This is a genomic window from Rhodococcus sp. AZ1 (assembly GCF_054979605.1).
In genome coordinates, this window is the sequence record NZ_JBUEQF010000004.1 from 107,266 (window position 1) to 132,352 (window position 25,087).

Consider the following 25,087-nt stretch of genomic DNA (forward strand, 5'->3'; position numbering starts at 1 on the left):
GACTGCGGCCCAGCTGCCGCGACGGCACGCGCACGGCCGATCGATCTATGCTCGTCGGCAATGTCCTCCGCGAGCTTCTCCCCTGCCGTCAGGTCCTCCCTCAGCACCGATCTTGCGTTGTGGCTCGCCTCGTGGCTGTGCGGCGCATCCGCAACCGACGACGTGATCGACGCCCTGGCCGAACACGCGCCGCTGTCCCTGGTGGTGGCATCCGACCCCGTCACGGCCGACAGGTTCGGGTTGTCCTGGCCGACACCGGATCCAACCGGACTGGTGACACTTCTGGCGGTGGTACGCGATCGCTGGCGCACATCCGGGCCTTCGGCAACGCTGCGACTGGTGCTCCCGGTACCCGGCGATACTCGCGGGCTCGGTACGGCGACACCGTTCGTCGCCGCGGCGCTCGACACCGGGCAGGCCGTGGTGATCGGCTCCGAGGCCGGCGACGGAATCGGCATAGTGCCTACCGCCGAGGGCCCGGATGTGGTGCGCTGGACGGTCTTCGGCCTCGAGTCGCTGGTCCCGGAGGCCCCGGAATCGTTGCGGCAGTCCGAATACCTGGTTCGGGAGAGTGTGCGAGGGGCTGCTCAGGCCCTGACCCACATTGCGAGCGTCGACGCGGCGCCGGGTACACGAACCGACCCCCGCGCGCGTGTGGCGGATCTGCTCGCGCACGCGCGCCGCCTGCCCCGACTACCCGACCGTGTGTGGCGGGTACTGGACACCGCGGACCACGTATCCGCGATCCTCGACGTGGCTGGGGAGCTCTCGACTGCGCAGGACGGTGCGCAACCGCTGACAGCGGCGGCTGCAGCCGATCGCGAGGCCGTGTTGGCGCCGCTGCGGGCAGCCGTGCGAACAGCCCGCAGAAGTGCGGTCGACGCGTGCGTGGCGCAGTGGCTGACCAACCGGCCGTCGTGATCGCAGATCAGCTCGAGGGGCGCGCCGGACGGGCGGGGAGAGCGCAGCAGCCGACGTTGCACGGTGTGCCGTCCACCGCACTCCCGTACGCGGGCACGGTTCCCAGCCTCTGGGCGGGCTCGGAATGGAGAACCTCGCGTACGAGGGTGAGCACCAGTCCGGCGAATCGGGGATCGCTTCCCGGCGTCGCGGCACGTGCGAAACTCATGCCCAACTCGGCAGCCTTCTCCGCGCCCTCGGTATCGAGGTCCCAGACCACCTCGAGGTGGTCGGAGACGAAACCGATCGGGCACACGATGACCGCCGTCACACCGGACGAGTGCAGGCTCTCGAGGTGGTCGACGATGTCGGGTTCGAGCCACGGCACCTGCGGCGGACCCGACCTCGACTGCCAGACGACGTCGAAGTCGCCCACGCCGGAGGCCTGCGCCACGAGCGTCGAGGCCTCGGTGACCTGCCGACTGTAGAGACGACCGCCATCGCCGGGAGGGCCCGCGGCGAGATCGGCGGACTCGGGGATCGAGTGTGCAGTGAACACCAGGCGCGCACCGGCGCGGCGGTCGGCGGGAAGAGTCGATCGCGCCGCGGCCACCGCTTCGGCGAACGCGTCGATCATCAGGGGGTGGTCGTAGTACTGGCGCAGCTTTCGCAACGCCGGCGCTCGTTCGCCGACGGCGTCACGGGCGCGGGCCAGATCCTCGTGGTACTGGCGGCACCCCGAGTAACCACCCCACGCCGAGGTGGGAAAGACGAGGGCGGACCGTACGCCGTCGTCGGCCATGGTTGCGAGTGTGTCCTCGACCATGGGGTGCCAGTTTCGGTTACCGAAGTAGACCGGTAGATCCACACCGGCGAGTGCGAACTCGGTCTCGACCCCGGCGATGATCTCGCGATTGAGGCGGTTGATGGGCGAGACCCCGCCGAAGTGGTAGTAGTGCTCGGCCACGCTCGCCAGTCTTTCGGGAGGTATGCCGCGGCCGCGGGTGACGTTCTCGAGGAAGGGCATCACCTCGTCGGGACCTTCCGGCCCGCCGAAGGAGAGGAACAGAAGCGCGTCGTACCGGGGGTTCATCTCTCCATTGTGCAGGGTGCACCGGAGCGAGTTTCGGCACTTCCGTACTCAGGCGTGGTTCGCGGGCGGAAGGTCAGATGTTCTCGGGCAGCCAGGTGTTGTGGCTCGCGCCGCCGTCGACATAGATGATCGAGCCGGTGGTACCAGGGAGCCAGTCCGAGAGCAGGGCACAGATCGACTTCGCCACCACGGTGGGATCCTCCACATCCCATCCGATGGGCGAGGCGCCGTCCCAGTAGTCGTTGAGCTGCATCATCTTCGCGGCGTCGTCTGTGGCGGTCCCGGCAATCGCCTTGGCTGCGAGTGTCTTGATCGGCCCCGCCGCGATGAGGTTCGAGCGGATCTTCTTCGCCTCGCCGACCTCGCGGGCGACATACCTGTTCACCGACTCGAGCGCCGCCTTCGCCACACCCATCCAGTTGTAGTAGGGCATGGCCGTGCGGGGATCGAAGTCCATCCCGACGATCGACCCGCCCTCGTTCATCACGGGCAGAACAGCGCGAGCGAGCGAGGCGTAGCTCCAGGCCGAGATCTGGAACGCCGCGGCGGCGTCGGGACCGGGGCCTTCGAGGAACGGCTTGGCTCCCGGCCCCATGATCGACCGGGGCGCGAACGCGATCGAGTGCAGAACGCCATCGATACCCTCCGGGGCAAGTTCGCGCACGCGGTCCGCGAGGGCATCGAGGTGCTCCTCGTTGGTGGCGTCGAGCTCGATTGCCGGTGGCACCTCCTGGGGCAGACGCTTGGCGATCCGGTCGATCAGACGCAACCGGTCGAACCCGGTGATGATGACCCTCGCACCCTGTTCCTGCGCCATGGCGGCGGCGTGGAATGCGATCGAGGCGTCGGTGATGATGCCGGTGACGAGGATCGTCTTCCCGTCGAGAATCCCGCTCATGATGGAGGTGCCTTCCTTGGGTGGTTGTCGGTGCGGCCGGTGCCCGGGCGCGGTCGTGGGCGTCGGCGGTTCAGTGACCCATGCCCATGCCACCGTCGACCGGGATGATGGCGCCCGAGACGTAGGCGGAGTCCTCCGACGCCAGAAAGCTCACAACGGCCGCGACATCCTCCGGCTGACCGAGTCGCTTGAGCGGAATGTACTTCTTGGCCATGTCGCGCAACTCGTCGTCGAGGTCGGCCGTCATGTCGGTCTCGATGAAGCCCGGAGCCACCACGTTGGCCGTGATCGAGCGCGATCCGAGCTCGCGGGTGACCGATCGAGCGAGGCCCACCACGCCGGCCTTCGAGGATGCGTAGTTGATCTGACCCGGTCCGCCGCCCATTCCCACCACCGAGCCGAGGAAGATCATGCGCCCCCAGCGTGCTCGCAGCATGGCGCGGTTCGCACGCTTGGCGACGCGGAACGCACCGGTGAGGTTGGCATCGATGACCCTGGTGAACTGTTCCTCGGTCATGCGCATCAGGAGCGTGTCGTCGGTGATCCCGGCGTTCGCCACGAGCACCTCCACCGGGCCCTGGTGGTTCTCCACCTCGCCGAAGGCGGTATCGACCGACTCGGAGTCGGTCACATCGCACACGACGCCGAACAGGCCCTCCGGCGCGCCCGACCCGCGGTGGGTCACAGCCACCTTGTGGCCGTCTGCGGACAGTCGCCGGGCAACGGCCAGGCCGATACCGCGGTTACCGCCGGTGACCAGGACGGATCGGGATACGAAGGGTGAGGCGTCGGGCATCGAGTGGGGACCTTTGTTCGGGTGGGTCGAGGGTTCGGGTGGGTCGAGGGTTCGGGTGGGTCGAGGGTTCGGGTGGGTCGAGGGTTCGGGTGGGTCGAGGGTTCGGGTGGGTCGAGGGCCGCGCACATGGTAGCGGCCGGGCACCGGCGAACGGTCAGGGCACCCGCTGCCGAAGGACCAGCGCGGACCCGACACCGGCGGCGATGAACAGCACCCCCGCGATCAGCCACGGCCTGCTGGCGTCACCACGGGTCACTTCGAAACCGATCTGCTGCTCGAGGGTGTCGTAGACACTCTTGAGCTCGGCCAGCGACGACGCGGTGAAGAAGGTGCCGCCGGACAGGCTCGCGATCTCCTTCAGGGAGGGGTCGTCGACGGGGACGGGCACCCGCTGGGTGTTTCCGTCCGGGTCCTTGATGTCCACGGTGCCGAAGGATGTCCCGAAGGAGATCGTGGAGATCGGCACAGCCTTGCTCTTGGCCTCGCGCGCTGCGGTGTAGCCGCCGCGGGGGTCGTCGGGACTCTCGGGAACCGTTTGCTTGCCGTCCGAGAGCAGCACGATGCGAGCGGGTGGCGCCGCGTCACCGCCACCGAGAACCGCACCGAGCGTGTCGATCGACTGCAGCGCCGTGAAGATCGCCTCCCCCGTGGCGGTGCGCTCGGCCAGTTGCAACTTGTCGATGGCGGTCTTGACCGAGTCGCGATTGGTGGTCGGCGACACCAGCACGGATGCGGTCCCCGCGAACGCCACGAGCCCGAGGTTGATCCCCTTGGTCAGGCCGTCGGCGAACTCCTTGCCGGCCACCTGTGCTGCGGCGAGTCGGCTCGGATCGACGTCGGTCGAGCGCATCGACAGGGACACGTCGACGACCAGGATCACCGTGGCACGGTTACGCGGAACCTTCTGATCCGAGGTGGGCCCGGCCAGGGCCACCGACAGCAGGACGAGACCGACCAGGATCAGTGCGGTCGGAACGTGCCGTGTGGCGCCCACGCGGTTCGGTGCCACCTTCTCGAGCAGGTCGAGGTTGGTGAACCGCATGGTGTTTCGACGGCGCCGCCGCTGAACCAGCACGTAGCCGACGGCCAGCGCGACCACGACGGCGATGAACAGTAGCCACCAGGGAGAGGAGAAGTCCGAGAGCGCCATCAGCGCACCCCGAGACTGTGACGACGACGCGAGACGAAGCGCACGACGTCGGCGATCCAGTCGCCATCGGTGCGCAGGGTCATGCGAGGAGCGCTGCACTGGCGTAGTGCCCGGTCGACATCGGCGCGGTGCGCTGCCGCAGCGGCGGCGAAGTCCGCGCGAAGTGTTGCCGTCGTGCGGAACTCCCGTGTGCGCCCGGACTCCGGATCGTGCAGGACGACGTCGCCGACGTCGGGCAACTCGACGTCACGAGGGTCGAGGGTCTCGATGGCGAGGATCTCGTGGCGCCCGGCTATGGCACGCAGAGGCCGCTGCCAGTCCAGCGGGCCGAGGAAATCGCTGATCACCACGGCGAGGCCACGTCGGCGCTCGGGACGACGCAACGCCTCGATGGCGTCACCGAGGTTCCCCCGCACCCCGTCGGCGGCGTGCGGGGTGGTGGCGATGGTGCGCAGCATCGAGTGCACGTGCGGTCTGCCGCCGCGGGCCGGGACGCGGACGACTTTCTCGCCGTTGGTGATGACCGCGCCGATCCTGTTGCCGCCGCCACTGGTCAGATGAGCGACCGCCGCCGCGCCCGCCACCACGAGATCTCTCTTCTCGCATCCCGCGGTACCGAAATCCAGGCTCGCCGAGAGGTCGATCACCAGCCATGTCTCGAGCTCACGGTCGGCGACCGACTGGCGCACATGGGGATTGGTGGTGCGCGCGGTGACCGACCAGTCCATCTGGCGCACGTCGTCACCGGGCTGGTACTCGCGGGCATCGCCGGGTTCCGAACCCGGACCCGGGATCAGTCCCAGGTGGTCACCGTGTAGAACGCCGTCCAGACGTCGACGGACGGTCAACTCCAGCGTCCGTAGGGCGCTGGTCAGCTGGGGATCCTCGAGCGTCCCGGCCGCGAACGACGGGGGTGAGTGGGCCGGGCCCGTCGGTGTGGGAACACTCACCGCGGCTGGTGGGCCGCGGGAGCGGGCTTCGCCAGGGTCGGCCCGGCCGTGTTCGGGTCCGCCGCACCGGGGACCGGGACCGCCGGGGCAGGTGCGCCCGGCATCGGTGCACCCGGGATGGGCGCCCCTGCGCCCGGCGCCGTCGGGTATCCGACGGGCTGGGCGCCGACCTGCGGCAGGCCGACCGTCTGCAGGATTCGACCGATGACCTGGTCCGGCGAGACGTCGTCGGCGAGGGCGTCGTAGGACAGCACCAAACGGTGTCGCAGCACGTCCGGAATCACCTCGAGGATGTCCTGTGGGACCACGTAGTCGCGCCCACGCAGCAGCGCCAACGCGCGCGAGGCGGCGATGATGCCCAGCGTGGCACGCGGCGACGCTCCGTAAGACACCCACCCGGCAACATCGGTGAGCCCGATCTCCGCGGGCGTGCGGGTGGCGGCGATCACCCGGACCACGTAGTCCACCAGGGCGTGATGGACGAACACCGTGGCGGCCAACTTCTGAAGGCGGATCAGCTGCTCCGGGTCGAGCACCTGTTCGGCCTTCGGCGGCGTGACACCCATGCGGTAGACGATTTCCCGCTCCTCCTCGACCGTCGGGTAATCGACGACGATCTTGAACAGGAACCTGTCGCGCTGCGCCTCGGGTAGCGGGTAGACACCTTCGTTCTCGATGGGGTTCTGTGTTGCCATCACCAGGAACGGGTCGGGCATCGGGTACGTGGTGCCACCGATGGAGACGTGCCGCTCGGCCATGACCTCGAGCAGTGCCGACTGCACCTTGGCGGGGGCCCGGTTGATCTCGTCGGCGAGAACGAAGTTGGCGACCACCGGCCCCAGTTCGGTGTCGAACTCCTCCTTGCCCTGACGGTAGATCCGCGTACCGATCAGGTCGGTGGGCACCAGGTCCGGAGTGAACTGCACACGGGAGAAGCTTCCCCCGACCACGGTGGCGAAGGTTTCCACAGCCAATGTCTTGGCCACACCCGGAACACCCTCGAGCAGGACGTGGCCACGCGCGAGCAGCCCGACGAGGATCCGCTCGACGAGTCGATCCTGGCCGACGATCACCCGCTTGACCTCGTAGACCGTCTTCTCCAGCGTCTTCACATCGGCGGAGATGTCCGCCGCTTCGCCGTCCCGTGACGTCGTCAAGGATCCACCGCTTTCCTACGTTCGGCGGGCTGAGCGCCCGTGTCCGACTCCACTATTGCAGGTCCGCGGCGCGCGTGGTGTCGACGCAGGTCTGCGGGCGTCGACGCCGTCCTTGCCGGTCTCGTCGTCGATCCGCGGAAACTCAGTCGACCAGTCGCACGACGTACGGGGTCATCCCGCTCTGTCGCAGCGGCGAGATCTTGACGACGTCGCCGGACTGGGGGGCCTCGAGCATCTTGCCGTCACCGAGGTAGAGCGCGACGTGTTGGCTGGCATTGGGTCCGTAGAACACCATGTCGCCCCGCTTCATCTGGGACGACGGGACCTGCCGCCCGGTCGTGTACTGGTATCCGGTGTAGTGGGGAAGCGAGATCCCGATGCCGGCGAAGGCGTAGATCATCAGCCCCGAGCAGTCGAAGCCGACCTTGTTGTAGTCGCCGTAACTGTCGGCCACTCCCCCGTCCCGGATTCCCTTGGTCGGGCCCTTCTCGTTGCCACCTCCCCACGAGTAGGGCACTCCGAGTTGCGACATCGCTCGGTCGATCACGGTCTCCACCGCTGCTGATCCGGTCACGGTGGGAGCCGGTGTGGTCGCCGTGGTGGACCCGGTCTTCTTCGGTGTGCTCGTCAGGGCGGGCGCCGAGTCCAGGTCGGTGTGGCTGCGATCGCCGTCCGCGAGGTAGGCGGCGAGTTGGTTCGCGGCCGCGTTTGCGGCCACCCGGGTCGCGGCGGCTGCCGCGGCATCGCGTGCCGCCGCCGCGGCAGCATCGGCCGCCGCCTGCTCGGATCGGCGCTGCTGATCCCACTGCTCGTACGCGGTGCGCTGACCGGCCAGACCGGCGGCGACGCCGCGAGCCTGGTCGAGTGCGTTCTGGGCCGCGTCGCGCTGGGCGATGATGGTGGCAGCGCGCTGTTGCTGGGCCTGCTGTTCGGAGACAGCGGTGTCGATGGCGTTCTGTGCGTCGGCCTTGCGCGCCTCTGCGTCGGCCCGGGCGGCCTCGGCGCTCTGCTGGGACTGGCGCGCCAACGAGTCCTTGTTGGCCTGGTCGGCCCGTGCTCGCTGGAGGCCGTCGAGGGTCGCGTTCTGCTGGGCGGTGATCTGACGGAGCAGCTGGGCGCGGTCGAGCATCTCCTGCGGACCGGTAGATCCGAGTAGCGCGGCGAACCCGGCCGCGCCGGACCCCTTCACGTAGTCGTTGACTGCGAAGGCGGTGAAGCGATTGCGCGCGTCGTCGATCACCTGTCCGGCCCCTGCGAGGGCCTGCTGGGCGACCGACACCGCCGCAGCGGCCGCGTCTGCTGCGGTGCGAGCGTTCTGCAGGTCCACCAGCGCCTTGTTCACCGCTTCGCGCTTGGCCGCGACGTCGTCTGCGATCTCGGAGAGTTGCTGATTGGCTGCGGCCACCGCCCCGATGAGGTCCCCGACCTGACCGGAGGCAGCGCCGACCTGTGCCGTGGCAGCGGCGATGTCGGCGTCGGTGGGGTTGGGAGGAGGTGGAGGCACGGCGGACGCGCCGGTTGCGGTCGCGGTCGCGATGGTCAGAACGAGTGTGAGCCCGAGAAGAACCTGTGCCACGCGGCTGCGGACGCTGCGTGCGGGGTGCGGTCGGCGGCAGGTGCCGCAGGTGGTCGAACGCCTCACGTATGTCTCTCCCTCATGTGCGCCACGCGGTCGTCGTGCCGCGTTACACCCGGGGAGTGGGCACCGCAGAGCCCGAGAGCCCAGCGGCCGGCGCGTCCGGTTGCAGAACGTCCCGTGCGTGTGCTCACGTACCTCTACGACACTTCTTCCCCAAGCAGTGCCATGAGAACCGTACGACACATCGCTTACTCGAGAAACATCAGTCACAAATTGCACTAATGTTATTCGCTAAGGATTCTCCCGCATGAGCAGGGCCGATGTGACGAAAAAGTCGTCAGGACTTTTTTTCGGAGTCGGGCGCCGAATCGGCGACAGGCTGCGTATCGGTGACAGGCTGCGCATCGGTTCGTCGCCACCGTCGTGTCGCCGAGACCGCCAGAGCGGCAACGGCGGCCGCGACGACGGCCAGGATGACCACCGAGTATCCCGTCCACGACGGGCCGGGCGAGGTGATCTCGTCGAGGAAGTTGTTGGCCGACACCACAGGATCGCCCGTATACGTCCGATCCTGACCGGCCTCGAGTGTGACCCTGTCGATGCTGGTGCTGAAGGAGCCGACGGCCCCGGGGCTGAGCACCAGCACGGTGCCCTCGGTCTGTTCGCCGACGACGGTGGCCAGATCTCGGAGCTGAGCATCGAGCGGCGGATCCTTGGCGACCACGACGATCGAGAGGTTCACCTGCTCGTCCCGCGCACGGGCGATCACCGCACGCAGGCCGTCCACCTCGTCGGCGGGTGCGGACACGGAGTCGTCCGCGACGTCGGCGAGCACCTCGTCGACGTCGACCCCGACGGGCACGATCGTGGCGAGCGGGCCGGTGCCGGCAAGGAACGTCAACGTGTGGCTCGGTGCAGTCATCGTCCATCCGGGTGTCGGCGCAACGGGATCGTCGGCGCAGCGGTGTCGTCGGCGCAGTGAGACTACGTCATCGTCAGCGAGGCACTGCTGAGATCTTGCGGCAATGACGACCGAAGCGCCCTCACAGGACAACCGTACTGTTACGATCGACAGGCGCGACGCCGCCGATGACGCTCGAGCTGACACCAACGGCCCGGCTGGGTTTCGCGTCGACCGCCGACCACGCCCAGTCGGTGGCCGCCCGAGAAAAGACGAGTGGAGCTGACGTGACCGCAAGTATCGATTCGTACGGCGCCAAGGGAACGCTGACGGTCGGTGAGAACTCCTACGAGATCTTCCGACTCAGCGCAGTGCCCGGCACCGAGAAACTGCCCTACGCCCTGAAGGTGCTCGCGGAGAACCTGCTCCGTACCGAGGACGGCGCCAACATCACCAAGGATCACATCGCCTCGATCGCAGCGTGGGATCCGTCCGCGCAGCCGAGTATCGAGATCCAGTTCACCCCGGCACGGGTGATCATGCAGGACTTCACCGGTGTGCCGTGCATCGTGGACCTCGCGACCATGCGCGAGGCCGTCACCGCACTCGGTGGTGACCCGCAGAAGGTCAACCCCCTCGCACCGGCGGAAATGGTGATCGACCACTCCGTGATCATCGACGTCGCCGGACGCGCCGACGCGTTCGAGCGCAACGTCGAGATCGAGTACCAGCGCAACGCCGAGCGGTACCAGTTCCTGCGCTGGGGTCAGGGAGCGTTCGACGACTTCAAGGTGGTCCCGCCCGGCACCGGCATCGTTCACCAGGTCAACATCGAGCACCTCGCACGCACCGTGATGGTGCGGAACGGGCAGGCGTACCCGGACACCTGTGTCGGAACCGACTCCCACACCACCATGGTCAACGGGCTCGGTGTGCTGGGTTGGGGTGTCGGCGGGATCGAGGCCGAGGCAGCCATGCTCGGCCAGCCCGTGTCGATGCTCATCCCTCGCGTGGTCGGGTTCAAGCTGACCGGCGAGATCAAACCCGGTGTGACGGCCACGGACGTGGTTCTCACCGTCACCGACATGCTGCGTCAGCACGGTGTGGTGGGTAAGTTCGTCGAGTTCTACGGCAAGGGTGTCGCCGAGGTCCCCCTGGCGAACCGCGCGACCCTGGGCAACATGAGCCCCGAGTTCGGTTCCACCGCAGCGATCTTCCCGATCGATGCCGAGACCGTGAAGTACCTCGCCCTCACCGGACGCAGCGACGAGCAGCTCGCACTGGTCGAGGCGTACGCCAAGGAACAGGGCCTGTGGCACGATCCCGAGCACGAGCCCGCCTACTCCGAGTACCTCGAACTCGACCTCGGTGACGTGGTGCCCTCGATCGCCGGACCCAAGCGTCCGCAGGATCGGATCGTGCTGTCGGAGTCGAAGGTCGCCTTCCGCAAGGACATCCACAACTACGTCGAGGAGAACCACCCGTCGCCCTCGGTGGGCGAGGACGGCTCCCCCGCCGTCGGTGCCGCGAAGCTCTCGTTCGCCGACGAGGGTTCGGTGGACGTGCAGTCCGCCGCAATCGGCGCCGAGGGTCGACCCAGCAAGCCGGTCCGAGTGATCTCCGACGACAAGGGCGAGTTCATCCTCGATCACGGCGCCGTGGTGATCGCCTCGATCACCTCGTGCACCAACACCTCCAACCCGTCGGTGATGCTCGGTGCTGCTCTGCTCGCTCGCAATGCGGTCGAGAAGGGCCTGTCGTCCAAGCCGTGGGTGAAGACCTCGATGGCTCCCGGTTCACAGGTGGTCACCGACTACTACGACAAGTCCGGCCTGTGGCCGTACCTCGAGAAGCTCGGATTCCACCTCGTCGGTTACGGGTGCGCGACCTGTATCGGCAACTCCGGACCGCTCGACGAGCAGATCAGCAAGGCCATCAACGACAACGACCTCACTGCCACCGCGGTGCTCTCGGGCAACCGCAACTTCGAGGGTCGCATCTCCCCCGACGTGAAGATGAACTACCTGGCCTCGCCGCCGCTGGTCATCGCCTACGCGCTCGCCGGGACGATGGACTTCGACTTCGAGACCGATGCTCTGGGAGTGGGTTCGGACGGGGCGCCGGTGTTCCTGAAGGACATCTGGCCCACCCCTGCGGAGATCCAGGAGACCATCAACTCCTCGATCACCAAGCAGATGTACGTCGAGGGCTACGCGGACGTGTTCAAGGGCGACGAGCGCTGGCGTTCGCTGCCCACCCCGCAGGGCAAGACCTTCGACTGGGATCCGCAGTCGACCTACGTGCGCAAGCCCCCGTACTTCGACGGGATGCCCAAGGAGCCCACGCCGGTCTCCGACATTCGTGGGGCACGAGTGCTGGCGCTGCTCGGTGACTCGGTGACCACCGACCACATCTCCCCTGCTGGCAACATCAAGCCCGGCACGCCGGCCTCGCAGTACCTCGACGCCAACGGCATCGACAAGAAGGACTACAACTCCTACGGGTCGCGCCGCGGCAACCACGAGGTGATGATCCGGGGCACCTTCGCCAACATCCGGTTGCGCAACCAGCTCCTCGACGATGTCTCCGGCGGTTACACCCGGGACTTCACGCAGGACGGTGGCCCGCAGGCCTTCATCTACGACGCGTCGCAGAACTACCAGAAGGCGGGTATCCCGCTGGTGGTGCTCGGTGGCAAGGAGTACGGCTCGGGCAGCTCGCGTGACTGGGCGGCCAAGGGCACGAGCCTGCTGGGCGTCAAGGCGGTCATCACCGAATCGTTCGAGCGGATCCACCGCTCCAACCTCATCGGGATGGGCGTGGTTCCCCTGCAGTTCCCGGCAGGAGAATCGGCTGCGTCGCTCAAGCTCGACGGGACCGAGACCTTCGACATCGAGGGCATCTCGGCGCTCAACGATGGTGTGACGCCGCCGACGATGAAGGTCACCGCGACCAAGACCGACGGCAGCACTGTCGAGTTCGACGCCGTCGTGCGGATCGACACTCCCGGCGAGGCGGACTACTACCGCAACGGGGGCATCCTCCAGTTCGTGCTGCGCAACATGATCGCGAACTGACCCGCGACGATCGGATCGCAGCAGCGGTGGGCTCGGGCGTCACCAGACGTGCGTCGAGCCCACCGCTGCCATCCGCGGGACCGGCGGAATCCCGCCACCCCTGACGAACGAGGTTCAGGTGCCGAAGGTCAGTGAGGACCATCTCGCAGCACGCAGGAGTCACATCCTCGACGGTGCTCGACGCTGTTTCGCCGAGTTCGGGTACGACGGCGCCACCGTGCGCCGACTCGAGGAGTCCACGGGTTTGTCCCGAGGTGCGATCTTCCATCACTTCAAGGACAAGGACGGGCTGTTCCTGGCCCTGGCGCGCGATGATGCTCGGCGGATGGCCGACGTCGCCGCGAATCAGGGTCTGGTCCAGGTGATGCGTGAGATGCTCGCAGCGCCCGAGCAATTCGATTGGCTCGGCACCAGACTCGAGATCGCGCGACGGTTGCGTACCGATCCGGATTTCCGGGCCAGCTGGTCCGAGCGGTCGGTCGAGCTCCAGGACGCGGTGCTCGCACGACTCGAGCGACAGAAATCGGCAGGACGGCTACGCGACGACGTGCCCACACCCGTACTGCTGCACTATCTCGATCTGGTGATGGACGGGTTGGTGGCGCGGATGGCGTCGGGGCAGGGCACTGCCGATCTGGCCGCGGTGCTCGACCTCGTGGAGGAATCGGTGCGTCGACACGCCCCGATCAGCTGACGTACGCCGCGAGGTGCTGACCGGTCAGTGTCCGGCTCTGCGCCACGATCTCAGCGGGCGTGCCCTCGAAGACCACCTGACCACCATCGTGGCCGGCGCCCGGCCCGAGGTCGATGATCCAATCCGCGTGCGCCATCACCGCCTGATGGTGTTCGATGACCACCACCGAACGCCCACCGTCCACCAGTCGGTCCAGCAGCGCCAGCAGCTTGTCGACATCGGCCAGGTGCAGGCCCGTGGTGGGCTCGTCGAGCACGATCGTCGATCCTGTGTCGCCGAGGTGAGTTGCGAGCTTGATGCGCTGGCGTTCGCCTCCCGACAGTGTGCTCAGTGGCTGTCCGAGGGTGACGTACCCCAAACCCACGTCGACGAGTCGGTCCAGAATCTTCTGTGCCGCAGGGATTTTCGACTCACCGGCGGAGAAGAACGCCGCGGCCTCCACTGCGGGCATCTCGAGCACGTCACCGATGCTCGCCCCGCCGAACAGGTAGTCGAGCACCTCCGGTTGGAACCGTCGGCCCTCACAGTTCTCGCACGGGGTTGCGACATCGGCCATCACGGCCAGGTCGGTGTAGATCACTCCGATGCCCTTGCAGGCAGGGCAGGCGCCCTCGGAGTTCGAGCTGAACAGAGCCGGCTTGACACCGTTCGCCTTCGCGAACGCCTTCCGAATCGGTTCGAGCAGCCCCGTGTACGTGGCCGGGTTCGACCGTCGTGAACCCCTGATCGGACTCTGATCGACGGTGATGACGTCGTCACCGCGCAGTTCGCCGTGTATCAGCGAACTCTTCCCCGAACCGGCCACACCTGTGACGACGACGAGAACCCCGAGCGGAACGTCGACGTCCACCGTGCGCAGGTTGTTGGTCGACGCCCCTCGGATGGGTACCGAGCCGGTCGGGGTGCGGACCACATCCTTGAGCTGTGCCCGGTAGCCGATGTGATCGCCCGTCACTGTGCCGCTGGTGGGCAGGTCGGCCACGGATCCTTCGAAGCAGACTGTTCCGCCCTCGCGCCCCGCCCCCGGCCCGAGGTCGATCACATGGTCGGCCACCACGATCATCTCCGGCTTGTGCTCGACAACCAGAACGGTGTTCCCCTTGTCACGCAACGAGATCAGCAGGTCGTTCATCCGAGCGACATCGTGCGGATGGAGTCCGCTGGTCGGTTCGTCGAAGACGTAGGTGACGTCGGTGAGGGCGGATCCGAGATGGCGAATCATCTTGGTGCGCTGCGCCTCTCCTCCGGAGAGGGTGCCCGCAGGGCGATCGAGGGAAAGGTAGCCGAGGCCGATGTCGACGAAAGAGTCAAGCGTGTGACGCAAGCTCCCCAGGAGCGGACCGACAGACGGCTCGTCGAGACCTGCCACCCACCGTGCGAGGTCGCTGATCTGCATCGAGCACGCGTCGGCGATGCTGATTCCCGCGATCTTCGAGGACCGAGCACCGGCCGTGAGCCGTGTGCCGTCGCAGTCGGGGCACACGCTGAAGGTCACCGCACGCTCGACGAACGCCCGAATGTGGGGCTGCATCGCGTCGACGTCCTTGGCGAGGAAAGATTTTCGAACCGACGGGACAAGCCCGGAGAACGTGACATTGATGCCGTCGACCTTGATTCGGGTGGGCTCGGTGTGCAGAAGCTTGTCGAGTTCCTTGGCGCTGTAGCGTCCGAGGGGCTTGTCCGGATCGAAATATCCGGTGCCCCGGAAGATGCGGCCGTACCACCCGTCCATGGAGTAGCCGGGGATGGTGATGGCGTTGTCGTTCAACGATTTCGACGCGTCGTACAGCGCTGCCGGATCGATGTCGCTCACCGCGCCACGCCCCTCACACCGCGGGCACATGCCACCGGTGATCGTGAAGGTGCGCTTCTCGCGGGTGGTACGGCCGGCGCGTTCGGTGGTCAGAGCACCGGCGCCCGACACCGACGCGACGTTGAACGAGAACGCCTGCGGCGAGCCGATGTGCGGCACACCGAGGCGACTGAAGAGGATGCGCAACAGCGAGTGTGCATCGGTCGCGGTTCCTACCGTCGAACGCGGGTCTGCTCCCATCCGCTGCTGGTCGACGATGATCGCGGGCGTCAGCCCATCGAGCACGTCCACGTCGGGCCGAGCAAGAGACGGCATGAAGCCCTGCACGAACGTGCTGTAGGTCTCGTTGATCATTCGCTGGGACTCGGCAGCGATCGTCGCGAAGACCAGTGAACTCTTGCCCGATCCGGAGACTCCGGTGAAGACGGTCAGTCGCCGCTTGGGGATGCACACGTCGACGTTGCGCAGGTTGTTCTCGCGCGCGCCGAGAACCCGAATCGTGTCATGGCCGTCCGCGGGGTGCGCAGAGGAGTCGGGTTCGGACATGCGCGCAATCATGCCTTACGGCGATTGGCTCCTCCACGGCCGCGAAGAGGCACCTCGGAGGCTACGAGGAGGTTGTGTACGAACCCGTACGAGCGACCGGTGGCACGGGCGAGCGAGCGGATGCTCTCGCCCGCGGAGTACCGCTCACCGAGTTCGTTCTGAAGTTTCTCGCGTGCGGTCCCGGTGACACGTACCCCTTTCGCTAGCCCCGACTGCGCTCGATCGCGGGCCGTCATCGCGTCCTCCGGTTCCATCGCACTCTCGGGAACGAACCCGAGAAGTGATATGCATCACTAGATAAAGGCTAGATGCTCACCGGCACGTAGATCAATGGGCGTTCAGGCCAACGTGATCAACTCGAGGTAGTCGGCCGACCAGTGGTCCTCGGTGCCGTCGGGCAGGAGGATCACCCGCTCGGGCGAGAGGGCTTCGGCTGCTCCGGGGTCGTGCGTGACGAGGACCACCGCACCCTTGTAGCTGCGCAGCGCGTCGAGGACCTGCTCGCGGGAGATGGGATCGAGGTTGTTGGTCGGCTCGTCGAGCAGCAGGACGTTGGCGGCGGACGAGACCAAACCGGCAAGGGCAAGACGCGTCTTCTCGCCTCCGGAGAGCGTTCCCGCCGGCTGGTCGAGCTGGGGGCCGGTGAACATGAAGGCACCGAGCAGCGAGCGCAACTCCTGCTCGCCGGTGTCCGGAGCGGCGTGCCGAATGTTCTCCCACACGCTGGCCATGTCGTCGAGTGTGTCGTGTTCCTGCGCGAAGTAGCCGATTCGCAACCCGTGGCCGGGAACCAGTTCCCCCGCATCGGACTGCTCGGTGCCGGCGAGGATCCGCAACAGGGTCGTCTTCCCGGCGCCGTTGAGTCCGAGTACCACCACACGACTGCCACGGTCGATCGCCAGGTCCACTCCGGCGAAGATCTCGAGCGAGCCGTACATCTTGGTCAGGTTCGAGGCCATCAGAGGGGTCTTGCCGCAGGGTGCCGGTTCGGGGAAACGAATGTGGGCCACGCGGTCGGACACGCGTTCGGCATCGAGGTCGGCCAGAAGCTTGTCCGCACGTTTGGCCATGTTCTGCGCCGCCACGGCCTTGGTGGCCTTGGCACCGAGCTTGGCCGCCTGTGTGCGCAGCGCCGAGGCCTTCTTCTCGGCGTTGGCGCGCTCTCGCCGCCGCCGCTGCTCGTCCGTCGCGCGAGCGTCGAGGTACTTCTTCCAGCCCATGTTGTAGATGTCGGCCTCGCCGCGCACCGCATCGAGGAACCACACGCGGTTGACGACGTCGGCGAGCAACTCCACGTCGTGGCTGATGACGATGAGCCCGCCTTCGTGGTTCTGCAGGAACGAGCGCAGCCAGGTGATCGAGTCCGCGTCGAGATGGTTGGTCGGTTCGTCCAGGAGCAGGGTGGTGTTGGACCGACCCCCGCTCCCATCCGAGGCCGCGAACAGGATGCGTGCCAGTTCCACGCGGCGGCGCTGACCACCCGACAGCTGGCGCAGAGGCTGCGTCAGCACACGATCCGGTAGACCGAGGCTGTTGCTGATGCGTGCGGCTTCACTCTCCGCCACGTATCCGCCGAGAGACGCGAAGCGGTCCTCGAGTTCCCCGTACCGCCGCACTGCCCGATCGAGAGCGGCGTCGTCGACCACCTCGGCCATCAGCGCCTGCTGCTTCTCCATGTCACGAAGGAGGGTGTCCAGCCCACGCGCGGAGAGCACACGGTCCTTGGCGAGAACCTCGAGGTTGCCCTCCTTGGGGTCCTGCGGCAGGTAGCCGAGCTCGCTGCTGCGGGTGACGGTCCCGGCGTACGGCTCACCCTCGCCCGCGAGTATGCGCAGCGTGGTGGTCTTTCCGGCGCCGTTGCGCCCGACCAGCCCGATCCGGTCACCGGGCTGCACACGCAGCGCGGGGCCCGGGGCGGAGAGGAGGGTGCGAACGCCCGCACGAACCTCCAGGTCGGTCGCGGTGATCACGTCGTGGGCTTTCCGTTCTCGCGTGAGAACCGGTGTCATGCGATACCGGTGGTGGAATCGGCGCGGAGATTCCCGCGGCGATCCCCGCAATTCTAGGCCCCCCGAGACGGCGGGACCGACACCGCGAACCCGGTGGGCTAGCGTCGTGATCATGACCACACGTGATCTGGAGGGGCGCGCCGCCCTTGTGACGGGCGCCAGCCGTGGAATCGGACTCGCCATAGCGACAGAACTGGCACGGAGAGGCGCCGCGGTCACGCTCACCGCCCGCAAGCAGGAGCCTCTCGAGACCGCAGCCGACGAGCTGCGCGCGACCGTCGCGGGAGCCCGCGTGCTCGCCCTCGCGGCGAACACCTCCGACGCCGCCGCGCGTGCAGATGTCGTCGCACGCACGATCGACGAGTTGGGCTCGCTGGACATCCTGATCAACAACACCGGAATCAACCCGGTGTACGGCGCGCTCATGGAGGCCGACCTCGGTGCCGTGAGCAAGATTTTCGAGGTCAACGTCGTGGCCGCGCTCGGATATGTCCAACTCGCCTTCCATGCATGGATGGGCGAGCACGGCGGCAGTGTGGTCAACGTCGCCAGCGTCGCGGGTCTGCGATCGACCGGTGTGATCGCTGCGTACGGGGCTTCCAAGGCCGCCATGATCAGGCTCACCGAAGAACTCGCCTGGCAACTCGGGCCGAAGATTCGCGTCAATGCGGTCGCGCCCGGTGTGGTCAAGACCAAGTTCGCCGAAGCGCTCGTCGCTCAGGGCGAGGAGGCGACCGCGCGGAGTTACCCGCTCGGACGGGTCGGCGAACCGGCGGACGTCGCCTCGCTCGTCGGGTTCCTCGTCTCCGACGAGGCATCGTGGCTCACCGGGGAAACGATCAGGATCGACGGCGGATTGTTGGCCACCGGCGGGCTGTAGCGTCGGCTGCATGCCGGACGTCCACGCTGTCGCCGATGTCATCGTCGTCGGCGCAGGGCCGGCAGGTCGGGCGCTGGCGCACCGACTGTTGGTTCGCGGCGCGCGTGTCATCGTCGTCGATCCACACCCCGCGAGGACCTGGACGCCCACCTACGGTGCCTGGACCGACGAACTCCCGGCCTGGCTCTCGCGATCGGTGTACGCCACGACCGTGGCGGCACCGAGCGCCCGCGCACGACGAGATCACCGGATCGATCGGGAGTACACGATCCTCGATACCGCCGGTCTGCAGCGCGCTCTCGACGTCGGCGAGGCGCGAGTGCTGCGCGGAACCGCGCGGGCGTTGAGCGGTGAGGAGGTCACCCTCGACGACGGCACGCTCCTGCGCGCGGCGCACGTCGTGGACGCCCGTGGTGTCCCGGCACGCCCCGGTATCCCCCAGCAGACCGCATTCGGGTTGATCGTTCCCGACGCCGTCGCAGAGGCGGCGCTCGATGGGCGGTGCGCGTGGTTCATGGACTGGGCACTCGACAACGGCACCGACATGATCGGCGCGGCGACCCCGGTGCTGCCGAGCTTTCTCTACGCGATGCCGCTCGCCGACGGGCGAGTACTGCTCGAGGAGACCTGTCTGATCGGTGACCCGCCGCTGGCCTTCGCGGAGTTGGAGCGGCGCCTGCGCGTTCGTCTGGACAGCCGCGGCGTCGTCGTCCCGGACGACGCAGCCGTGGAGAGGGTGAGGTTCGCGGTCCGCCCACCGACGGGCGATGCCGACAGCGCAGCGATCGGCTTCGGGGCGCGCGGGGGCTCGATGCACCCCGCGACCGGATACAGCGTGGCCGCTTCCCTCGCTGCGGCCGACTCGATGTCGGACGCACTCCTGGCCGGGAATCGACCGAGTGGCCGGCCGTCGGGAACGTTGGTGTCGTCGCTTCGCTCGATAGGTTCGCGGGCTCTACTGGGCATGCCCCACGCACGGTTGCTGGACTTCTTCGACACCTTCTTCACCCTCGACGTCGCCGACCAGCGGGCCTACCTGTCCGGAGACGACGACCTGGCCGGGGTGTCCAAGGCGATGCTTCACATGTTCGCGGTGATGGACACCGGCGAGCGTCTGGCACTGATGAAGGCGATCGTGACGGGTCCGCAGCAGAACGGGTCGGGCTAGATTGAGCCCATGCGATCACTGTGGAAAGGATCCATCGCCTTCGGGCTGGTGAACGTGCCCGTCAAGGTGTACACCGCGACCGAGGACCACGACATCAAGTTCAATCAGGTCCACGCGAAGGACGGCGGGCGGATCAAGTACGACCGGCGGTGCTCCGAGTGCGGTGAGACCGTGCAGTTCGCCGACATCGACAAGGCGTACCTCAGTCCCGACGGCGATCGCGTGATCCTCACCGACAGCGACTTCGCCTCGCTCCCGGCCGCGGAGAAGCACGAGATACCTGTACTCGAGTTCGTTCCCACGGAGCAGATCGACCCGATCCTCTACGACAAGAGTTACTACCTCGAACCCGACTCGGCGTCACCGAAGGCGTACGTGCTTCTCCGCAGGACCCTCGAGGCCACCGATCGCACAGCGCTGGTGCATTTCACGCTGCGCCAGAAGACCCGGCTGGCGGCCCTGCGCGTGCGTGGCGACGTGCTGGTGGTGCAGACCCTGCTGTGGCCCGACGAGGTTCGTACCGCCGAGTTCCCCGCACTCGCGGAGGTCCCCGACCCCAAACCAGCGGAACTGGCGATGGCGTCGATGCTGGTCGAGAGCATGGCAACCGACTTCGACCCGGGCGAGTTCACCGACGACTATCAGATCGAACTTCGCAAGGTCCTCGACGATGCGATCGCCAACGGTGGCGAGAAGGTGATCCCCGCCCCGTCGACCAACTCCACCGGCGACGATGCCGAGGTTGTCGATCTCATCGCAGCTCTTCAGCGCAGTGTGGAAGCGGCGGGAAAGTCTGCTGCAGCAGCGACGGAACGCGAGACCGGGTAGCCGGTCTGCGCGGCACCCGATCGCCCGTCAGCGCGACGCGAGGGCCTTCCACGCTCCGGTCGACCACAGGGCCCACGCCACCAGGACCGGCTGAAAGAACAGGCGCACGAGGCGCGCACGGTCGGTGGTCAGCCCGAAGGCGTCGCGTTTGTGCACGTACTGGGCGATGTTCCCGGGAAAGATGATCACGAAGAACGCGGCCAGCACCAGGCCCACCGCAGCACGGCGGCTCTTCAGGACGATCATCGACGTACCGAGCGCGATCTCCACCGCGCCGGAGGCCAGCACCACGACGTCGGTGGAGACGGGGACGAACTTCGGTACCTGCGCGCGGAACTCCTCCCGCGCCACGGTCAGATGGGTGATGCCCGCGAAGGTCATGAAGCCACCCAGAACGATACGTCCGATCGTCTGTGGTGCACTCTCGTCCGCCGTGGACCGCACAATGTTCGTCACCGAACTGTCATTCCCCGTGCCGACGGGTGCGAAACATCCGGATTCGTGCACCGCGCGGCGCGCAGCGCCGTCGTCAGATCGTGAAGCCGAGGGCGCGAAGCTGCTCACGCCCGTCGTCGGTGATCTTGTCCGGCCCCCACGGTGGCATCCAGACCCAGTTGATGCGCAGCTCGTTGGCCAGGCCGCTACCCACGACGGCAGTGCGTGACTGGTCCTCGATGACATCGGTGAGCGGGCACGCCGCCGAGGTGAGCGTCATGTCGATGGTGACGACGGCCTCGTCGTCGATCTTGATGTCGTACACCAGACCCAGGTCGACGACGTTGATACCCAACTCCGGGTCGACCACGTCGCGCATGGCCTCCTCGAGGTCCGCGATCACGGAGTCCTGAGCGTCGGTGTCGGTGGGGGTGTCTGTCATGAGAGCTCCTCACGGCTGCGGGCTGCAGGTTCATCGGTGGCCGTCGGGGTGTCGAGGGTGCGCAGAAGGGCGTCCTTGAAGGCCATCCAGCCGAGCAGGGCGCACTTCACGCGGGCCGGGTACCTCGAGACGCCGGCGAAGGCGATGCCGTCGCCGATCACCTCCTCGTCGCCCTCGACGGTCCCCCGGCTGGAGATCATCGAGGAGAAGGAATCGACCACGGTCAGGGCGTCGGTGACCGATCGGCCCACGACCTGATCGGTGAGCACCGACGTCGCCGCCTGACTGATCGAACAGCCCTGACCGTCGTAGGAGACGTCGGCGACCCTGTCGCCGACAACGGCGACGCGAAGAGTGACCTCGTCGCCGCAGGTGGGGTTGACGTGGTGCACCTCGGCGCCGAACGGCTCGCGCAGACCTCGGCCGTGCGGATGCTTGTAGTGGTCGAGGATCACATCCTGATACATCTGCTCCATACGCATGTCAGATGCTCGTTCTCTCGCCGAAGAAGCGCTGCGCGCGGCGGATCGACTCGGCCAGCACCCCCACCTCCTCGACGGTGTTGTAGAGCGCGAAGGACGCACGAGCGGTCGCGGCGACATCGAAACGGCGGTGCAGCGGCCAGGCGCAGTGGTGGCCGACGCGGATTGCGACGCCGTCGTCGTCGAGAACCTGCCCCAGGTCGTGGGCATGGATCCCCTCGACCACGAAGGCGACGGTCGCTCCACGGGCCTCCGCAGTGGTGGGACCGATGATGCGCAGACCGTCGATCTCGGTGAGGGAGTCCAGAGCAGCGACCGTCAGAGCGTGCTCGTGCTCGGCGACGGCGTCCATGCCCAGGGCCTCGAGGTACTCGACGGCAGCACCGAGCCCGACCACCTGTGAGGTCATCGGGACGCCGGCCTCGAAGCGCTGCGGGGGCTCGGCGTAGGTGCTGACCTCCATGGTGACGGTCTCGATCATCGAACCGCCGGTGATCACCGGCGGCATCGCGTGAAGGATCTGTCGGCGGCCGTAGAGCACTCCGACACCCGACGGGCCGAGCATCTTGTGGCCGGAGAAGGCGGCGTAGTCGACGTCGAGGGCCGTGAGGTCGACGGGCATGTGCGGGACCGACTGGCATGCGTCGAGAACGACGAGTGCGCCGACGTCGCGAGCGCGGCGAACCAATTCCGACACCGGTGAGATCGCGCCGGTGACGTTGGACTGGTGCGTGAAGGACACGACCTTCACGCGCTCGGTCAGCTCCAGCGAGTCGAGGTCGATTCGACCGTCCTCGGTGACCGAATACCACCGCAGGACTGCGCCGGTACGCCGCGCGAGTTCCTGCCAGGGCACCAGGTTCGCGTGGTGTTCGAGCTCGGTGATCACGATCTCGTCGCCCGGCCCGAGCGCCCGGTCGAACCTGTTGTCGGCGAGGGCGAACGTCACCAGGTTCAGGGCTTCGGTGGCGTTCTTGGTGAACACGACCTCGTCCGGGGCCGCGCCCACGAACCGGGCGATCGCGGCGCGGGCGTGCTCATAGGCGTCGGTGGCCTCCTCGGCCAACTGATGCGCGCCGCGGTGCACCGCCGCGTTGGACGTAACGAGGAACCGGCGTTCGGCGTCGAGAACCTGCACCGGTCGCTGCGAGGTGGCGCCGGAATCAAGGTAGACCAGCGGCTTCTGCTCGCGAACGGTCCGTCCCAGAATTGGGTAGTCCGCCCGTATCCGTTCGACGTCGAAACGGGCCGGAGCGTGCGTGCTCGTCACCGTCATGCGGTCGTGGCCGCCTTGGTGAAACGCTCGTAACCGTTGGCCTCGAGTTCCTCGGCGAGCTCGGGCCCACCGGACTCGACGATTCGCCCGCCTGCGAAGACGTGCACGAACTCGGGGGTGATGTAGCGCAGAATTCGCGTGTAGTGCGTGATCAGCAGAACCCCACCAGGCACGCTTTCCCCGTTCGGGCCGTCCCACCCACGCTCGCGGTACCGGTTGACACCCTCGGACACCACGCGCAGCGCGTCGACGTCCAGACCGGAGTCGGTCTCGTCGAGAATCGCGATCTTCGGCCGAAGCAGGCCCAGCTGGAGAATCTCGTGGCGCTTCTTCTCGCCGCCCGAGAATCCCTCGTTGACGCTGCGATCGGCGAATTCGGACTTGATGTCGAGTTCGGCCATCGACTCGCGGACCTCCTTGACCCAGTGCCGCAGCTTGGGCGCCTCGCCGCGCACGGCAGTGGCCGCGGTCCGCAGGAAGTTCGACATCGACACACCGGGAACCTCCACCGGGTACTGCATCGCGAGGAACAGCCCGGCCCGGGCGCGCTCGTCCACGCTCATCTCGAGCACGTTCTCGCCGTCGAGCGTGATCGACCCGGAGGTAACGGTGTACTTGGGATGACCGGCGATCGCGTACGACAGAGTCGACTTACCGGACCCGTTGGGACCCATGATCGCGTGGGTCTGACCCGACGCGACCGTCAGATCGACTCCGGTGAGTATCTCGATGCTCTCGTCGGGAGCCTCGGCGTTGCTGACCGCGACGTGGAGGTCGCGAATTTCCAAGGTGGACATGGTGATTCCTTCTCAGGTGTCAGACGCCGGTGATGGCGAGTTCGGCTTCGATCGCGATCTCGAGGCGCTCGCGCACGCTCTCGACCGGAATCTTCTGGATGATCTCGTGGAAGAACCCGCGCACCACCAGACGCCGAGCGGCGTCCTCGGGGATACCGCGGGCGCGCAGGTAGAACAGCTGCTCGTCGTCGAAACGGCCCGTGGCACTGGCGTGGCCGGCACCGACGATCTCGCCGGTCTCGATCTCGAGGTTGGGGACCGAATCGGCGCGAGCGCCGTCGGTGAGGATCAGATTGCGGTTCAACTCGAAGGTGTCGGTGGCTTCGGCGGTTGCCCTGATGACAACATCGCCGATCCACACGGTGCGGGTGTCGGGCCGATCGGAGGACGGGTCGCCCTGCAGCGCACCCTTGTATACGACGTTCGAGCGGCAGTGCGGTGCGGAGTGATCGACCAGCAGCCGCTGCTCGAGGTGCTGGCCGTCGTCGGCGAAGTAGAGACCGAGTAGCTCTGCGTCGCCTCCGGGCCCGGCGTATCGGACGACCGGGCTCAGACGCACCAGGTCGCCGCCCAGGCTCACCGAGAAGTAGCGCAGTGTGGCGTCGCGGCCCACCAGGATCTGGTGGGCCGCGACGTGTACTGCGTCGTCGGCCCATTCCTGGAGCGCCACGACGGTCAGATGTGCGCCGTCTGCGAGATCGAACTCGATGTTCTCCGCATGCGTCCCGCTCCCCCGCTGCTCGAGCACGAGTGCCACCCGGGCGAACTTCTCCACACGAATGCGTATGTGGCCGAAGGACACTCGGCCTTCGCCCGGACCGTCGACCGTGACCGTGACCGGCTCGTCGATCACGGTGTCCGATGCCACGGTGACAACCGTCGCCTCGGTGAAGGCGCTGTAGGCCTGAGCGGCGATGCGGTCGCCAGGGACGCCCGCGCGTCCCAGTCGAGCGTCGTCGCGTCCGACCGTCTCCACGGTCACCCCGGCGTGGGGGGACACCGTGACGGTGGCCGAACCATCGGCTGTCGCGGAGCCGTCGTGGAGTCCGCGAAGTCGACGCAGCGGCGTGAATCGCCAGATCTCGTCGCGTCCCGACGGGACCTCGAAGGCGTCGACGTCGTACGAGGTGAACTGGGTGCCCTTGTTGGCGACGATGGCCCCGGAGTTCTCGCCGATCACCGCGCCCGTGACACCGCTGTTGCTGTCGGTGCTCAT

Annotated in this window: 23 protein-coding genes; 6 read left to right on the top strand and 17 right to left on the bottom strand. The window is 67.3% G+C overall.

Annotated elements, in window-relative coordinates; genetic code table 11:
- The first annotated feature begins 60 nt into the window (after positions 1 to 60).
- Positions 61 to 921: a hypothetical protein gene (locus ACY48E_RS06575; RefSeq protein WP_462871334.1), complete on the top strand. Its 861-nt coding sequence runs from the start codon at positions 61 to 63 to the stop codon at positions 919 to 921.
- Positions 922 to 928: 7 nt separating this feature from the next.
- On the opposite strand, the gene ACY48E_RS06580 is transcribed toward ACY48E_RS06575, so the two are convergent.
- From ACY48E_RS06580 to ACY48E_RS06615, 8 genes are all read right to left on the bottom strand, one after another.
- Positions 929 to 1,993 (bottom strand): ferrochelatase, encoded by a 1,065-nt coding sequence (locus ACY48E_RS06580; RefSeq protein WP_462871335.1) that lies wholly within the window; start codon positions 1,991 to 1,993, stop codon positions 929 to 931.
- A 73-nt stretch (positions 1,994 to 2,066) separates the two neighbouring features.
- Positions 2,067 to 2,891, bottom strand: a complete 825-nt coding sequence (gene inhA, locus ACY48E_RS06585; RefSeq protein WP_462871336.1) for an NADH-dependent enoyl-ACP reductase InhA — start codon at positions 2,889 to 2,891, stop codon at positions 2,067 to 2,069.
- A gap of 70 nt (positions 2,892 to 2,961) precedes the next feature.
- Positions 2,962 to 3,687, bottom strand: a complete 726-nt coding sequence (gene fabG1 / locus ACY48E_RS06590; RefSeq protein ID WP_462871337.1) for a 3-oxoacyl-ACP reductase FabG1 — start codon at positions 3,685 to 3,687, stop codon at positions 2,962 to 2,964.
- A 154-nt stretch (positions 3,688 to 3,841) separates the two neighbouring features.
- On the bottom strand, positions 3,842 to 4,837 hold the full coding sequence (locus ACY48E_RS06595) for a VWA domain-containing protein (RefSeq protein ID WP_462871338.1): 996 nt from the start codon (positions 4,835 to 4,837) through the stop codon (positions 3,842 to 3,844).
- Positions 4,837 to 5,787 (bottom strand): DUF58 domain-containing protein, encoded by a 951-nt coding sequence (locus tag ACY48E_RS06600; RefSeq protein WP_462871340.1) that lies wholly within the window; start codon positions 5,785 to 5,787, stop codon positions 4,837 to 4,839. The genes ACY48E_RS06595 and ACY48E_RS06600 overlap by 1 nt, the downstream gene beginning before the upstream one ends.
- Positions 5,784 to 6,944, bottom strand: a complete 1,161-nt coding sequence (locus ACY48E_RS06605) for an AAA family ATPase (RefSeq protein WP_462871341.1) — start codon at positions 6,942 to 6,944, stop codon at positions 5,784 to 5,786. The genes ACY48E_RS06600 and ACY48E_RS06605 overlap by 4 nt, the downstream gene beginning before the upstream one ends.
- Positions 6,945 to 7,086: 142 nt before the next feature.
- Positions 7,087 to 8,586: an NlpC/P60 family protein gene (locus ACY48E_RS06610; protein ID WP_462871342.1), complete on the bottom strand. Its 1,500-nt coding sequence runs from the start codon at positions 8,584 to 8,586 to the stop codon at positions 7,087 to 7,089.
- Positions 8,587 to 8,860: 274 nt separating this feature from the next.
- On the bottom strand, positions 8,861 to 9,445 hold the full coding sequence (locus tag ACY48E_RS06615) for an Rv1476 family membrane protein (protein WP_462871343.1): 585 nt from the start codon (positions 9,443 to 9,445) through the stop codon (positions 8,861 to 8,863).
- 266 nt (positions 9,446 to 9,711) lie between these two features.
- Between ACY48E_RS06615 and acnA the strand changes: the two genes are divergently transcribed.
- Both acnA and ACY48E_RS06625 read left to right on the top strand, forming a co-directional pair.
- Positions 9,712 to 12,501, top strand: a complete 2,790-nt coding sequence (acnA, locus tag ACY48E_RS06620) for an aconitate hydratase AcnA (protein WP_462871344.1) — start codon at positions 9,712 to 9,714, stop codon at positions 12,499 to 12,501.
- 118 nt (positions 12,502 to 12,619) lie between these two features.
- Positions 12,620 to 13,195 carry a TetR/AcrR family transcriptional regulator gene (locus tag ACY48E_RS06625; protein ID WP_462871345.1) on the top strand — a complete coding sequence of 192 codons (576 nt, stop codon included), beginning with the start codon at positions 12,620 to 12,622 and terminating at the stop codon, positions 13,193 to 13,195.
- On the opposite strand, the gene ACY48E_RS06630 is transcribed toward ACY48E_RS06625, so the two are convergent.
- From ACY48E_RS06630 to ACY48E_RS06640, 3 genes are all read right to left on the bottom strand, one after another.
- Positions 13,188 to 15,554, bottom strand: a complete 2,367-nt coding sequence (locus ACY48E_RS06630) for an excinuclease ABC subunit UvrA (protein ID WP_462871346.1) — start codon at positions 15,552 to 15,554, stop codon at positions 13,188 to 13,190. The two genes, ACY48E_RS06625 and ACY48E_RS06630, sit on opposite strands and share 8 nt — an antisense overlap.
- A gap of 8 nt (positions 15,555 to 15,562) precedes the next feature.
- A complete protein-coding gene (locus ACY48E_RS06635; protein WP_462871347.1) occupies positions 15,563 to 15,790 on the bottom strand; it encodes a helix-turn-helix domain-containing protein in 228 nt (75 codons plus the stop codon).
- 102 nt (positions 15,791 to 15,892) lie between these two features.
- Positions 15,893 to 17,524, bottom strand: a complete 1,632-nt coding sequence (locus tag ACY48E_RS06640) for an ABC-F family ATP-binding cassette domain-containing protein (protein ID WP_462871348.1) — start codon at positions 17,522 to 17,524, stop codon at positions 15,893 to 15,895.
- Between the two features lie 151 nt (positions 17,525 to 17,675).
- On the opposite strand from ACY48E_RS06640, the gene ACY48E_RS06645 reads away from it, so the two are divergent.
- From ACY48E_RS06645 to ku, 3 genes are read left to right on the top strand one after another with little or no spacing between them, the layout of a single operon-like run.
- A complete protein-coding gene (locus tag ACY48E_RS06645) occupies positions 17,676 to 18,443 on the top strand; it encodes an SDR family oxidoreductase (protein ID WP_462871349.1) in 768 nt (255 codons plus the stop codon).
- 10 nt (positions 18,444 to 18,453) lie between these two features.
- Positions 18,454 to 19,611, top strand: coding sequence for a lycopene cyclase family protein (locus ACY48E_RS06650; RefSeq protein WP_462871350.1), 1,158 nt, complete (start codon positions 18,454 to 18,456; stop codon positions 19,609 to 19,611).
- Between the two features lie 9 nt (positions 19,612 to 19,620).
- Entirely contained in the window at positions 19,621 to 20,439 is an 819-nt protein-coding gene (ku, locus tag ACY48E_RS06655) for a non-homologous end joining protein Ku (protein ID WP_462871351.1), read from the top strand.
- A gap of 27 nt (positions 20,440 to 20,466) precedes the next feature.
- Here the strand turns inward: ku and ACY48E_RS06660 are convergent, their stop codons facing one another.
- From ACY48E_RS06660 to sufD, 6 genes are all read right to left on the bottom strand, one after another.
- Complete coding sequence (locus ACY48E_RS06660) at positions 20,467 to 20,820, bottom strand: DoxX family protein (protein ID WP_462871526.1); 354 nt, start codon at positions 20,818 to 20,820, stop codon at positions 20,467 to 20,469.
- A gap of 148 nt (positions 20,821 to 20,968) precedes the next feature.
- Positions 20,969 to 21,316 carry a metal-sulfur cluster assembly factor gene (locus ACY48E_RS06665; RefSeq protein ID WP_462871352.1) on the bottom strand — a complete coding sequence of 116 codons (348 nt, stop codon included), beginning with the start codon at positions 21,314 to 21,316 and terminating at the stop codon, positions 20,969 to 20,971.
- Positions 21,313 to 21,798, bottom strand: coding sequence for a Fe-S cluster assembly sulfur transfer protein SufU (sufU, locus tag ACY48E_RS06670; RefSeq protein WP_462871353.1), 486 nt, complete (start codon positions 21,796 to 21,798; stop codon positions 21,313 to 21,315). Before sufU ends, ACY48E_RS06665 begins: the two co-directional genes overlap by 4 nt.
- 1 nt (position 21,799) lies before the next feature.
- Positions 21,800 to 23,074, bottom strand: coding sequence for a cysteine desulfurase (locus ACY48E_RS06675; RefSeq protein WP_462871354.1), 1,275 nt, complete (start codon positions 23,072 to 23,074; stop codon positions 21,800 to 21,802).
- Positions 23,071 to 23,871 carry a Fe-S cluster assembly ATPase SufC gene (gene sufC / locus ACY48E_RS06680; protein ID WP_462871355.1) on the bottom strand — a complete coding sequence of 267 codons (801 nt, stop codon included), beginning with the start codon at positions 23,869 to 23,871 and terminating at the stop codon, positions 23,071 to 23,073. Before sufC ends, ACY48E_RS06675 begins: the two co-directional genes overlap by 4 nt.
- 19 nt (positions 23,872 to 23,890) lie before the next feature.
- Positions 23,891 to 25,087 (bottom strand): Fe-S cluster assembly protein SufD, encoded by a 1,197-nt coding sequence (gene sufD / locus ACY48E_RS06685; RefSeq protein ID WP_462871356.1) that lies wholly within the window; start codon positions 25,085 to 25,087, stop codon positions 23,891 to 23,893.